This is a genomic window from Hydrocarboniphaga sp. FW305-C-57 (assembly GCF_058783045.1).
Window position 1 is genome coordinate 516,324 of sequence record NZ_JBYSYG010000001.1, and the last position, 12,375, is coordinate 528,698.

Consider the following 12,375-nt stretch of genomic DNA (forward strand, 5'->3'; position numbering starts at 1 on the left):
CTGCGCCGCGAAGTCGCGGCGCAGTCGTTTCCTGGGTTCAGCTCGCGGCAGACTGTTGCGCCTGCTTGGCCGCATTGAACGCGGGCCTTGCGCGCAGACGGTCCCAGTAGGCCTGCAGCGCCGGCGGCCATGACTTGTGGAAGCCGAGCAGGCGGGAAAGCATCAGTGAATAGCCGACGCTGATGTCGGCGATCGTGAAGCGTTGCGCGCTCAGGTAGTCCTGAGCTTCGAGCGCGCTTGCGAGCAGCTGCAGGCGTTCGGTGACGACACCGCGATAGAACTCCACCACCTGCGGCAGGCGCTGCGGTTCGGGCTCGAAGATCGCGTAGCGCAGCATGACCGAGAGATTCGTCGTCAGGCTGGCTTCGCCGAAGTGCAGCCAGTTCAGGTGGCTCGCATAGCCGGGCTCGTCCGCTGCGACGGCAAGCGAAGTGGGCCCGTTGCGCGTACTCAGGTATTGCAGGATCGCCGCTGATTCGAAGAGCGTTTCGTCGCCATCGACGAGCAAAGGCACGGTGCCGATCGCGTGGCGCTGCAGATAGTCCGGGGCTTTGAAGCGCGGCGGAAAGGCGAGCTGGTGCAGGCGATAGGGCACACCCAGTTCTTCGAGCAACCACAGGCAGCGGAACGAACGGGCGTCGGGGCAGTGGTAAAGCTCGATCATGCAAATGTTCTCCTGTGTTCTGTTCACTTCAGCGCTGTCGTTTTTCGTGCGAATCGCTGGGCTATGCGCTTTCGCGGCTGGCTTTGCCACTATAATCTACTATCATTAGTCATTCGCGGGCGGTAGCCCACAATGCCCAGTCAGCCGCGACCACGCGGCACCGGCGACGCTGCAAATACAAGCGGCGCGCCAGTCGAGGAGGCCGTCATGGAAGTCGCAAGCCGCATCACTACCGGAGCAGACGCGCCTTACTGGAGCGCCCTGGCCGCGGGCCAGCTGCAATTGCCGCAGTGCATGCAGTGCGGTCGCTGGCATTGGCCGGCCGTATTTCGTTGCGGCGAATGCGGCAGCTGGGAGCATCAATGGCATCCGTTGCCGATGCGCGGCCGCGTCTTCAGCTACGCACGTAACTGGCACCCGTTCGCGGGTACCGAGGGCATCGGGGTTCCGTATGTCTCTGTGGTCGTCGAGCTTCCGCACGCCGGTGGACGCCGTGTGCTCGGTTTGCTCCAGGGCGATGAGCGTGGGCTCCGGATCGGCGCGAGCGTGCGCGGAGAGCCTGCGGTCACGAGGATGGGCGAGGATCGCATTCCGGCGATCCATTGGTTCGTCGATGCGGAGGCTGGCGCATGATCGGCCGCTTCGCGTGCTCCACGGCCATCGCCGGTATCGGCCTGCGCCAGTACAAGCGTGGCAAGGCGCCGATGCCCGAACGCGGCGTGCTCGTGCGCGCGATCGTCGATGCCTGTGAAGACGCCGGCTTCGATCCGTCCGACATCGATGGCTTCGTCTCGTACGGTGACGACCGCCACAACGAGCCCGTGCGCCTGATGCCGGATCTCGGCATCAAGGAACTCGGCTGGTCGAGCATGATCTGGGGCGGCGGTGGTGGCGGCATCGCCGCTGCTTTCGGCTCCGCGGCCGCGGCGATCGCAACCGGGCAGGCGAATGCGGTGATCGTGTTCCGCACGCTCGTTCAAGGCGACAGCGGTCGCTTGTCCGGTGCGGTGATGGCGCATCACATGAACGATCACCTCGTCGCGGCGGGCATCATCTCGCCCGCGCAGCCTTGCGCACTGCGGGCCCAGCGCATGTTCGAGCATCATCGGGTTCCACTGACGGTGGCCGAAGAGCTCGTACGCGCGTCCTACTATCACGGCTCGCGTAACCCCGAGGCGGTCAGCTATGGCAAGGATCTGGATCTGCAGGCCTATCGCAGCGCGCGGTGGATCACCGAGCCATTTCGCTTGTTCGATTGCTCGCGTGAAAACGACGGCGCCGGCGCCTTGCTGATGGTTTCCGCCGAGCGTGCGCGCGATCTGCGCAGGAAGCCGGTCTATCTGGTCGGTGTCGCACAGGGTGCCGGCAAGGGCTGGGGCGATCTGCTCGAAAACGATGCGCACTATGCATCGGCCGGTTTCGAATCGGTCGCGCGTCGGCTGTGGCAGCAGACCGGCTTGCAGCCTTCCGACATCGATTGCGCACAGCTTTACGAGAATTTCAGCGCCCAGGGCGTGGCCTCGTTGATCGATCACGGATTCTGCAGCTACGAAAACGTGGCCGATTTCGTGCGCTTCGAAAACCTGATCGCACCTGCGGGGAAGCTGCCGATCAATACCGCAGGCGGTAATCTGGCCGAAGGTTTCATCCACGGCATCAACATGGCGATCGAAACCGTGCGCCAGTTGCGCGGCGAGTCGAGCAACCCGGTGCCGAACGCGAAAACCTGCCTGCTCGCGGGCGGCCCTGGAGCCCCGACCGTGAGTTCGGCTGTCTTCAGCAACCAAACCATCGATTGAGGCGCGAGACGCGAATCACATGACACAGAACTACGATTGCATTCGCTACGAAGTCGCGGACGGCATCGCGACGCTGACCTACAACCGGCCCGACAAGCTCAACGCCTTCACGGCCGAGATGACGCACGAAGTCATCGACGCCTTCGACCGCATCGACGCCGACGACGAGGTGCGTGCGGTGATCGTCACCGGCGCCGGGCGTGCGTTCTCGGCAGGTGCGGATCTGTCCGGCGGAGCCGATACCTTCGCTTCGTTCTCCCTGCGTGGAGGCGATTCGCCGGTGCGCGCGGACGGCAGCTACGACTATTCCAAGGCCAGCGCGCGCGACATCGGCGGTTTGCTGACTTTGCGCATCTTCCGCTGCCTCAAGCCCGTGATCGCGGCGATCAATGGGGTAGCGGCCGGCATGGGCGTGACCGCGACCTTGCCGATGGATTTCCGCTTCGCGGTGCCCGGCGTGAAGTTCGTGCTGCCGTTCACACGGCGTGGCATCGTGCCCGAATCGGCCTCCGCGTACTTCCTGCCGCGTCTCGTCGGCCTGCCGAAGTCGCTCGAATGGTGCTGCAGCGGCGCGCCGTTTCTGTCCGAGGAGGCGCATGCGGCCGGTCTCGTGCAGGCCTTGCACGCGCCCGAAGACCTGCTGCCGGCGGCGCGCGCCTTCGCGCAGCGCATCACCGAGGGCTCCTCGCCGGTGTCGATCGCACTGACCCGGCAGATGATCTGGCGCGGGCTGGATATGCAGCATCCGATGGAGGCGCATCGCATCGACAGTCGTGGCGTGGTCTCGCGTTCTCGCAGTCCGGATGCGAAGGAAGGCGTGCAGTCGTTCCTCGAAAAGCGGACCGCGCACTACCCGGATCGGGTTTCGAAAGACATGCCGGACTTCTTCCCGTGGTGGGATGAGCCCGAGTATCGCTGAGCTCCCGCTCGGCAACGCCCGGGCAAACTTCGATCAAGCGTTGTGAGCGAATGCAGGTCGCGCGAGGTGCAGAGCGCAGCAGCTTGATCAGAGTTTCCGCAAGCAACACAGAGCAGTTTTGGAGAATAAGAAGCCATGGCCGCAACGATCAGCAGTGCTCTGAAATGGTGGTCTCTCGAAACGCCCGACAATGCCGCGATCCTGATCGGCGACGAATCCGTGAGCTATGCCGAGCTCGACGCCTGGGCCAGCCGCATCGCCGCGCACTTGCGCGAAATCGGCGTGCAGCCCGGTGATCGCGTCGGCCTGCTCGGTGCGAGCTCGATTCCGCTATGCGCCTTGATGTTCGGTGCAATCCGGGCGGGAGCCATCGTCTCGCCGCTCAACACGCGCATGTCGGAGCGCGAGATTTGCGAGTTCTACGAGCAGACCACGCCGTCCATCGTGTACATGGACGAGGATCAGCTCGCCAGGCACGAAGGGCTCAAGCGCATCGTGCCGAGGCGCGAATCCGTCGGCTCCGTGCGCCAGATTAGGAACGTGGCATACACCGAGCGCCACTGGGACGGCGATCCAGACGACGTAGTCGGCATCATCGCGACGAGCGGGTCGACCGCACGTCCCAAGGGCGTGATGTTCACGAACAAATCGATGCTCAGCTACGCCGCCGAGTTCGCGATCGAGGAGCCGTTTTCCGGCCCTGGATCGCGGGTGCTTGCGCTGTCTCCGCTGAGCACTTCGGGTGGTTTCGTCCAGCTCGTCGAATTCGTTTCGCTCGGTGCTTCGATCCGCTTCGAAGCGGGCTTCGATCCGGAGCGCGCACTCAAATTCATCGTCGACGAGAAGGTCAACGTGTTCCAGGGTGTGCCGCTGTTCTTCGAGCGCATCGCCGCTTGCGCGGGATTCGAGAAGGCTGATCTGTCGAACCTGCGATTCACGAGCGTCGGCGGTGCGCGCGTTCCGCGTGCCTTGCTCGACGCCTGGCTCGCGAAGGGTTGTCTGTTGCGCCAGATCTACGGCCAGACCGAAGCGGGCGGGTCGCTGACGATCATGACCAAGCGCGACGCGGCCAAGCACCCCGACAAGGCCGGGCGCGGCGGCCTGTTCACCGAGATTCGCGTGATCGACGATCAAGGCAAGTTCCTGCCGGCGAACCAGGTCGGGCAGATCGTCATTCGCGGGCCAGCGACGATGAAAGGCTACTGGAATGATCCGGACGCGACGGCGCGCACTATCGTCGATGGGTGGCTGCGCACGGGCGACCTCGGCAGCGTCGACGAGCATGGCTTTCTGAGCTTCATCGACCGCATGAAGGACATCATCATTTCGGGTGGCCTGAATATTTCGGCAGCCGAAGTCGAGCGCGTGGTGTCCGAATATCCGGGCGTGGTCGAGGTCTCGGTGATCGGGGCGGCCGATGCGAAGTTCGGCGAAACCCCGCTGGCCATCGTCCATGCGCCCGAGCCGATCGACGTCGCCAAGCTCATCGAACATTGCAATCGCAATCTGTCCGACTACAAGGTCCCGCGCTATGTCGCGATCGAGTCCGATCCGCTGCCGCGCCTGGCGACCGGCAAGATCGCCAAGCCGGCGCTACGCAGCAAGTATCTCGCGCAAGTCGCGAGCATGCCGCGCGTGCGCTGAGTGGAGATCGACATGAGCGAGGCCCTGCTGCTCGAAACGCCGGCCGATGGTGTCGCCCTCGTGACGCTCAATCGTCCGCAATCGCGTAATGCGCTCGATCTGGCCACCCAGCTCGAGCTGGACGATCTGCTCGACCAGCTGGCGAACGATGAGACGGTTCGCGCGGTCGTCATCACCGGCGCGGGTGACAAGGCCTTTTCGGCCGGCTACGACCTGCGCGAGATGAAGAACTTCGATGCGAACAAGCTCGCGCTCGTGCAGCTCGAACGCGAGCCCTGCATCTGGAACATCGCCTCGTACGCGAAGCCGCTGATCGGAGCGATCAACGGCTTCGCCCATGGAGCCGGGGCGATCATCGCCGCCGCACTCGATATTCGTGTGGGCTGCAGCCGTACGGATTTCAAGTTCACGGCGATCAACTACGGTGGAGCGAACAACACCTGGCATTTGCCCCGCGTGGTCGGCCTCGCCAAGGCGAAGGAGTTCATCATGACCGGCCGCAGCATCGGTGCCGACGAGGCGCATGCGGCGGGCTTGCTCAATCACGTCGTCGCCGACGACGAAGTCGTCGGCAAGGCGATCGAGATCGCCGCGCTGATCGCCACTCACGATGCGGGCGCGCTCTACCATGTCAAGGCGCTCATGCACGCGAATCTCGATCGCGGCTATGAAGAGGGCTACAGGGCCGAGAATGCGGTGATGATGAACGAATTGCGTCCCCGTCCGCCGTCCGAGATGTTTCAGGATTTCGGCAACAAGCCGAAGTCGTAGTGCCGGACAGAAGGCCCGCTCCAAGCGGGCCTTCGCGCTTCAGGGCTTTGGATCGCCCATGTACTCGCGATACGCGAGATGGAACAGCTGGTTGGTGACTTCGTTGCGTCCCAGGCAAACCGTTCCGGCATTCGGCGTGGCCGACGAAGCCTGGATCGAGTTACCGATCGGCACGTCCTCGTTGATGATCGCATCGGTCGCGATCTTCCAGTTCTTGTCGAGTATGCCGACGACTTTCTCGCTGTAGTCGTTGTTCGGTGTCAGATAGCGCAGGTGGAGCTTGCAGGCACCGACGTCGTTCGGGTTTTGGTACACGGTCCAGAATTCGATGTGATGCGGATGCATGACCATCACCGCATTCGGATTCAGCAGGTTGCCGATGATCGCGTACTTGTGCAGCGAACTTTCGCCGGGCTGCTCGTGCAGGATTTTCTCCATCGCCCGGCGTGGATTGCCCCAGAGCGCGTTCTTGCCGAGGATTTCGATGCCCATCATGTTCGGATAAAAGTATGGGCTGATGGTTTTGCCGTGCAGAAACTGCACGTGATAGCCATCGATGAGCCCGTCCATCATGACCTTCCAGTTCTGCGGAAAGTCGAAAACGTGCGTCTTGTAGTGGAACCACTTGTCGAGCCCGTACTCGGCGAGCGCCTGGTCCATGCCGTCGCCCAGATGCGAGCGCACGTCGATGCTGCCCTTGGGGTCCTCGACGATCCAGATGAAGCCATGGCGCTCTTCGACGGGCAGGGCGACGAGGTTCTTCTCGTCATTCGGCTTGATGCCGAACGAATCGGCGAAGCCGATGCCGCGCAGCTTGCCGTCGTTGCTGTAGGTCCATCCGTGATACGGGCAGGTGAAGCGGTTGCGCTTTCCGCATTCCTCGCTGGCGAGTCGCGTGCCACGATGTCTGCAGATGTTGAGGAACGCACCGACGCTGCCGTCCTGCTTGCGCGTGAGCAGCACGTTGCTCGAATTGAGCTGCAAGCTGATGAAGCTGCCGGGCTCCGGAATCTGGTTCGAATGCGCGGCCATCATCGGAATACGCTGGAAGATACGCTCGCGTTCCTGCTGCGCGACCACGGGATCGGTGTAGATCGACAGGTCGTATTCGAGCAGGCCATCGAGCCGGTCGGTCGTGGTTTCCTCGATGTGCTTGAACAGCTTGGCGGCGAGGCGGGCGTTGCGCTCTGCGCTGAAGTACATGGTGAGCTCCTGCGGGTTCTTCAAGCAGCCTGCGCCGAGGCTTTCGAGACGCGCTCGAACAGCTCGACCAGACCGGTGCGGGCGATCTTGTTCGATGCCGTTTTCGGCAGTGGCTCCGCGCTCAGCCGGATGTGCTTCGGCGCCTTGTAGCTGCCGAGCAGGGCGCGAGCCTGCGACATAATCGAATCGACATCGCTGAGCGTCGGTGCGTAGATCACCGCCGCCACTTCCTGCCCCCACTTCTCGCTTTCGATGCCGAGCACGACGATCTCGGCGATGCCCTTGATCGAGGACATCGCGCGCTCGACTTCGGCGGGATAAATGTTCACGCCGCCCGAGATCAGCATGTTCTTCTTGCGATCGACGATGACGATCGCTCCGTGCTCGTCGTAAGTCGCCAGATCGCCGGTCTTGTACCACTCGCCGATGAAGGAATCGGCCGTCGCCTCGGGGCGCTTCCAATAGCCTTGCATGAGCTGCGGACCGCGTGCCTGCACCTCGCCGACTTCACCGACGGCGACACGCTGCTGCTGCTCATTGCGAATCACCAGTTCGATGCCCGGAAGCGGGAACCCGAAGGCGGTCGGTCGCGTGACCGCCGCGGCTTTGTCGGGCGCCGAGACGCCACCGCCGCCTTCGGTGAAACCGTATTGCTGGCGAATGCACACGCCTTTGGCGAGAAAGGTGTCGAGCAGCGGCTTCGGCACCGGAGCGCCGCCCGTGAACGCTGCGTTGATCGCGGAGAGATCGGCCTCGGCGAAACCCGGCGCGAGCGCCACGCGCTCCCACAATGCGGGCACGCCGCCGAAGATGGTGATGCGATGCTCGACGAGCAATCGGAGCGCCCGATTCGGATCGACGCTCTTTTCGATCCAGGCCGAGCCGCCGACCATCAGTATCGGCGTCAAGGCGGAGATCACGCCGCCCGTGAAGCCGAGCGGTGCGAGGATCAGCGAGCGCTCTTCGCCGCCGCGCAGGCCGAAGCACAGGATCAGCCCCTGCATCGCCGCATCGATGTTGCGATGCGTGAGCGCCGCGCCCTTGGGCACGCCGGTCGTGCCGGACGTATAGCAGATCGCCATCACATCCTCGTCGGACAGATCGGCGCTCCGGAATTCGCGCGGCGTGGCGATGATGTCGGCGTAGCTCGTCGGCGCGCTGCGATTGCGACGATCGTAGAGGCGTGGTTCATCTGCATTGCGATGATCGTCGCTGGCGCCGAGCTTGGTGATTTGCGCGGGCGTCGAGAGGATCATCGCGCAGTCGGCGTCGCCTTCGATCTGCCGCAATTCGAAGCTGCCGAACATCGCGTTCAACGGAACGAAGATCGTGCCGAGTCGCAGCGAGGCCACGTAGCCGACGCACCAGGGCAGGTTGTTGGTCATCAGGCAGCCGAAGCGATCGCCGGGCTTGAGCCCGGCCTGCTGCAGCCAGGCGGCGAGCGAGGCCGAAGCGCGATCGAGTTCGGCCCAGGTCAGCCTGTCGTTCTCGCAGCTCAGCGCGAGCTTGTCGCCGTTGCGACGGAACCAGAAATCGAGAATGCGGGAAAAATGCATGTCGTAAATCCTCAGGACGCCTTGCGAATGTCGGCTCGAATCATCTCGGCGCCGCGCTCGCCGATCATGATCGTCGGCGCATTGGTATTGCCGCTCGTGAGGCTCGGAATCACCGAAGCATCGATCACGCGCAGGCCCTCGAGGCCATGCACCTTGAGCGTAGCCGGATCGGTGACCGCCATCGCATCGATGCCCATGCGGCAGGTGCCGACCGGGTGATACGCCGGCGCCGCCTTGTTGCGCACGTAATCGATCCACTCGGCCTCGTCCACGATGGGCTGGGCCGGTGCGCGATGGCCGCTGACGATGCGGCTCAGCGAGGGCATCGCGAACAGCTTCTCGATCAAGCGTTGTCCGCCGACCAGCGTTTGGATGTCGCGCTCGTCGTCGAAGAATCGATGCAGGATCTTGGGTTTGCGCCGGTCGTCGAGTTCGACGCGACCGCGGCTTTGCGGATGGCAGATCGTCGCGTTGATGGTGATGGTCGGCTCCTTGGGCATCAGTGCGCTCGCGGTCGATACGGTGTCGGCCTGGATGTCGTAGGCCAGCGGCAGGAAATGCAGCTGCACGTCGGGCTCGGCGAGTTCGGGACGCGTGCGTGCGAGGCCCATGGCCTGCACCGCAGGCGCTCCGAGCGGCCCTTTCTTGCCGTTGGCGAACGCGATCAGGTGCTTGAGCATGTCGAGGGCGCCGACTTGCGAATTCAGAGTGGGCTGATTGACGAAGCGGTTCTGGCCGACCCCCGGATGCTCCTGCAGGTTGCGGCCGACGCCAGGCAGATCGGCGACCACGTTCACGCCGACCGATTGCAGGTGCGCGCCAGGACCGATGCCCGAACGCAGCAGCAGCGCACTGCTGCCGACGGTGCCGGCGCTGACGATGATTTCGCGCCGCGCATTGAGCTGCTGCTTGCCTTCGCGAGTGTTGACGGTGACGCCGATCGCGCGCCGCCCATCGAATCGGATCGATTCGACTTCCGCATGCGTGATCACGCGCAGGTTCGGGCGCTTGCGTGCCGGCCGCAGGAAGGCTTTTTCGGTGCTGCAGCGCCAGCCGTTTCGTTGCGAAGCCGAAGTCAGGTAGGCGCCTTCCATGTCGCCGCCGTGATAGTCGTCGAGGATCGGCAGGCCGTACTCGCTGCAGGCGTCGAGAAAGCTGCGGCAAAGCGGATGGAAATCCTGCATCGGTGCCGTCGACAAAGGGCCGCCGCGGCCATGCACCGCATGCGTGGGGCCGGACCAGTCTTCGGACTTCATGAAATAGGGCAGTACCTCGTCGAAGCTCCAGCCCTTGGCGCCCTGTGCGACCCAGTGATCGTAATCGCCGCGAGTGCCGCGAATGTAGACCTGCCCGTTGATCGAACTGCCGCCACCGAGCAACTTGCCGGCCGACCAGACGAAGCGGCGGCCGTTGATCGAGGAATCCGGTTCCTGCAGATAGCGCCAGTCGAAACTCGCGTGATTGACCAGCCGCGCGAATCCCACCGGCAGCTGCACGAGTAGCGAATTCGCTTCACCGCCGGCTTCGACCAGCGTGACCGAAACGGCCGGATCTTCACTGAGCCGTCCCGCGAGCACGGCGCCTGCACTGCCGGCGCCGACGACGATGTAGTCGCTGGCTTGGTTCACGCGCGGCTCGCAATGACCGCGGAAGATCGGCGGCGTGGAAGCGACGTCTGTGCGGAAGTCGCCCGGAGGGCTGGGAGGTGCTTCAAGTTCTCGCTCCAGTCCGGTCTGATGCCGGGTTCGTGTCGGTGATCGGTCCCGCAGCGGCATCGATGCGATCGGTGCGCTTTTCGTCAATGAAACAAATACCGAAATATGTATCAGTTCGATCGACTGTATCGCAGGCCGTCGGCCGGGATCAACCTCGATCGAAAGAGCGCTGATTCCGCCCGTCTTGTCCGGGCTTCGATCGCAGTTCCGAAGGCAGGCCCGACTGCGATAGCACCCGATTCACAGCCTATGAGCAGGCTGATACATAATGGGGTCGATGTAGCGTATAAGCCCGAAAGCGAACGCTCTGCCCGGCCGGTGACCTGAGCGGGTGGAGTCGGAGGCCATCACGGATGGCGAGGAGATTCCATGTGGCAGCTGAGTGGTCGGGGCGTACAACGGTCGCGCGTTCGGATCCATTTCGAGCGCGGCGTGATCGCCGAGGCCCCCGGGTGTGGCACTGCGCGGCGCGCTCGGCGCGCAGCGGCGCAAAGTGGCGCGCGTCTGGCGGCCTGAGCTCATGCGACTGACGCTCTCGCTGCACAAGGCGCTGCGCGAATGTCCGGATGCGATCGCGACGGTCTACGGCGATCGTCGACGCAGCTACGCTGAGTTCGTCGATCGGACCGCAGGCTTCGCCGGTGGCCTGCAGAGTCTCGGTGTCGCGACGGGCGACCGCATCGGCATGTTGAGCCTCAACTCCGATCGCTACCTGGAGTATCTGTTCGGGACGCTCTGGGCTGGAGCGGTGGTCAATCCGATCAATATTCGCTGGAGCGCTGCCGAGATCGCGTACTCGCTTGACGATTGCGATACGCAAGTGTTGCTCGTGGATGATGCCTTCGCTCCGATGGTGCCTGAGTTGCGCAAGCGCTCGACCAGCCTGCAGACGCTGATCCATGTCGGTGAAGGTCCGGCGCCGGATGGAATGCTGAGTTACGAGACGCTCGTCGCGGAAGCGGTCCGTGTCGAGGATGCAGGCCGAAATGGCGATGATCTGGCCGCCGTGCTCTACACCGGCGGCACGACGGGAAAGTCCAAGGGCGTGATGCTGAGTCACGCGAACCTTGCGTGCGATGCCCTGGCCGCGCTGGCCGCGGCTCCGCGCGCGAGCCGTACGACGGCTTTGCATGTCGCGCCGCTGTTTCACGTCGGCGGATTCTGCTTCGTACTGCAGCTCGCCCTGCGCCTGTCGCGTCACGTGCTGCTGCCGAGCTTCGATGCGCAACGCGCCTTGGAGCTCATCGAGCGCGAGAAGGTCGGCGAAAGCTTTCTGGTGCCGACGATGATCGCCAGGCTGCTCGACGATCCGCATTTTGCGGAGCATGACTTGTCGAGTCTCGATACGCTGATCTACGGCGCGGCTCCGATCGACGCGACGCTGCTCGAAAAGGCCTTGCGCCAGTTGCCGGAGACGCGCTTCGTGCAAGCCTACGGGCAAACCGAGGCCTCGCCCGTGGTGACGATGCTGCCGGGCGCCTATCACGTGCTCGAAGGCGAGGCCGCGGGCAAGCGCGCTTCGGCCGGACGTCCGCTCGCGACGGCCGAGATTCGCATCGTCGACGAGTCCGGCGCCGAGATGGAGCCTGGACAAGTCGGTGAAATTTGCGTGCGCGGTCCGACGGTCATGCGCGGTTACTGGGGCAAGCCCGAGCAGACCGCGGCCGCCCTGCGCGACGGCTGGCTGCACAGCGGAGATGCCGGCTATCTCGATGCGGACGGCTTTCTGTTCGTGGTCGATCGCATCAAGGACATGATCATCACCGGCGGCGAGAACGTGTATTCGAACGAAGTCGAGAATGCGCTGCTGCAGAATCCGGATGTCGCAATGGCGGCGGTGGTCGGGTTGCCTGACGCGGTCTGGGGCGAGCGCGTGCACGCTGTCGTCGTGCGCCGGCCGGGCGCCACCGTCGGCGAGGCCGAATTGATCGTCCACTGCAAGACGCTCATCGCGGCTTACAAGACTCCGCGCAGCATCGAATTTCGCGAGGAACTGCCGCTCTCGGGTGCTGGAAAGATTCTGAAGTATCAGCTGCGCGAAGCTCGGCGGCCGAGTGATGCCCCGTGAACAGAAAGTAAACAGAAGGCCCGCATGCGCGGGCCA

The 12,375-nt window shown here is 63.9% G+C and carries 10 protein-coding genes; 6 read left to right on the forward strand and 4 right to left on the reverse strand.

Annotated elements, in window-relative coordinates:
• Positions 1–37: 37 nt before the first annotated feature.
• Entirely contained in the window at positions 38–664 is a 627-nt protein-coding gene (locus AC3WUM_RS02500) for a glutathione S-transferase family protein (protein ID WP_492408498.1), read from the reverse strand.
• A gap of 207 nt (positions 665–871) precedes the next feature.
• On the opposite strand from AC3WUM_RS02500, the gene AC3WUM_RS02505 reads away from it, so the two are divergent.
• The 5 genes from AC3WUM_RS02505 (at position 872) to AC3WUM_RS02525 (ending at position 5,797) form a co-directional block, all read left to right on the forward strand.
• A complete protein-coding gene (locus tag AC3WUM_RS02505; RefSeq protein WP_492408499.1) occupies positions 872–1,297 on the forward strand; it encodes a Zn-ribbon domain-containing OB-fold protein in 426 nt (141 codons plus the stop codon).
• On the forward strand, positions 1,294–2,463 hold the full coding sequence (locus tag AC3WUM_RS02510; RefSeq protein ID WP_492408500.1) for a thiolase C-terminal domain-containing protein: 1,170 nt from the start codon (positions 1,294–1,296) through the stop codon (positions 2,461–2,463). The genes AC3WUM_RS02505 and AC3WUM_RS02510 overlap by 4 nt, the downstream gene beginning before the upstream one ends.
• Positions 2,464–2,482: 19 nt before the next feature.
• Complete coding sequence (locus AC3WUM_RS02515) at positions 2,483–3,382, forward strand: crotonase/enoyl-CoA hydratase family protein (RefSeq protein WP_492408501.1); 900 nt, start codon at positions 2,483–2,485, stop codon at positions 3,380–3,382.
• A gap of 135 nt (positions 3,383–3,517) precedes the next feature.
• Positions 3,518–5,026, forward strand: coding sequence for a class I adenylate-forming enzyme family protein (locus AC3WUM_RS02520; RefSeq protein ID WP_492408502.1), 1,509 nt, complete (start codon positions 3,518–3,520; stop codon positions 5,024–5,026).
• Positions 5,027–5,038: 12 nt separating this feature from the next.
• The gene (locus tag AC3WUM_RS02525; protein WP_492408503.1) at positions 5,039–5,797 is read left to right on the forward strand and encodes an enoyl-CoA hydratase/isomerase family protein; all 759 of its coding nucleotides are present in this window, start codon (positions 5,039–5,041) and stop codon (positions 5,795–5,797) included.
• A gap of 39 nt (positions 5,798–5,836) precedes the next feature.
• Here AC3WUM_RS02525 and AC3WUM_RS02530 read toward each other — a convergent pair whose 3' ends face one another.
• From AC3WUM_RS02530 to AC3WUM_RS02540, 3 genes are read right to left on the reverse strand one after another with little or no spacing between them, the layout of a single operon-like run.
• Positions 5,837–7,000, reverse strand: a complete 1,164-nt coding sequence (locus AC3WUM_RS02530; RefSeq protein ID WP_492408504.1) for an aromatic ring-hydroxylating oxygenase subunit alpha — start codon at positions 6,998–7,000, stop codon at positions 5,837–5,839.
• 20 nt (positions 7,001–7,020) lie between these two features.
• A complete protein-coding gene (locus AC3WUM_RS02535) occupies positions 7,021–8,556 on the reverse strand; it encodes a class I adenylate-forming enzyme family protein (protein ID WP_492408505.1) in 1,536 nt (511 codons plus the stop codon).
• An 11-nt stretch (positions 8,557–8,567) separates the two neighbouring features.
• On the reverse strand, positions 8,568–10,184 hold the full coding sequence (locus AC3WUM_RS02540) for a GMC family oxidoreductase (RefSeq protein WP_492408506.1): 1,617 nt from the start codon (positions 10,182–10,184) through the stop codon (positions 8,568–8,570).
• A gap of 607 nt (positions 10,185–10,791) precedes the next feature.
• On the opposite strand from AC3WUM_RS02540, the gene AC3WUM_RS02545 reads away from it, so the two are divergent.
• Positions 10,792–12,339, forward strand: coding sequence for an acyl-CoA synthetase (locus tag AC3WUM_RS02545; RefSeq protein WP_492408944.1), 1,548 nt, complete (start codon positions 10,792–10,794; stop codon positions 12,337–12,339).
• Positions 12,340–12,375 lie beyond the last annotated feature (36 nt).

Coding starts and splice junctions, on each gene's coding strand:
- AC3WUM_RS02500 (WP_492408498.1), bottom strand. CDS start 664: ATGATCGAGCTTTACCACTGCCCCGACGCCCGTTCGTTCCGCTGCCTG.
- AC3WUM_RS02505 (WP_492408499.1), top strand. CDS start 872: ATGGAAGTCGCAAGCCGCATCACTACCGGAGCAGACGCGCCTTACTGG.
- AC3WUM_RS02510 (WP_492408500.1), top strand. CDS start 1,294: ATGATCGGCCGCTTCGCGTGCTCCACGGCCATCGCCGGTATCGGCCTG.
- AC3WUM_RS02515 (WP_492408501.1), top strand. CDS start 2,483: ATGACACAGAACTACGATTGCATTCGCTACGAAGTCGCGGACGGCATC.
- AC3WUM_RS02520 (WP_492408502.1), top strand. CDS start 3,518: ATGGCCGCAACGATCAGCAGTGCTCTGAAATGGTGGTCTCTCGAAACG.
- AC3WUM_RS02525 (WP_492408503.1), top strand. CDS start 5,039: ATGAGCGAGGCCCTGCTGCTCGAAACGCCGGCCGATGGTGTCGCCCTC.
- AC3WUM_RS02530 (WP_492408504.1), bottom strand. CDS start 7,000: ATGTACTTCAGCGCAGAGCGCAACGCCCGCCTCGCCGCCAAGCTGTTC.
- AC3WUM_RS02535 (WP_492408505.1), bottom strand. CDS start 8,556: ATGCATTTTTCCCGCATTCTCGATTTCTGGTTCCGTCGCAACGGCGAC.
- AC3WUM_RS02545 (WP_492408944.1), top strand. CDS start 10,792: ATGCGACTGACGCTCTCGCTGCACAAGGCGCTGCGCGAATGTCCGGAT.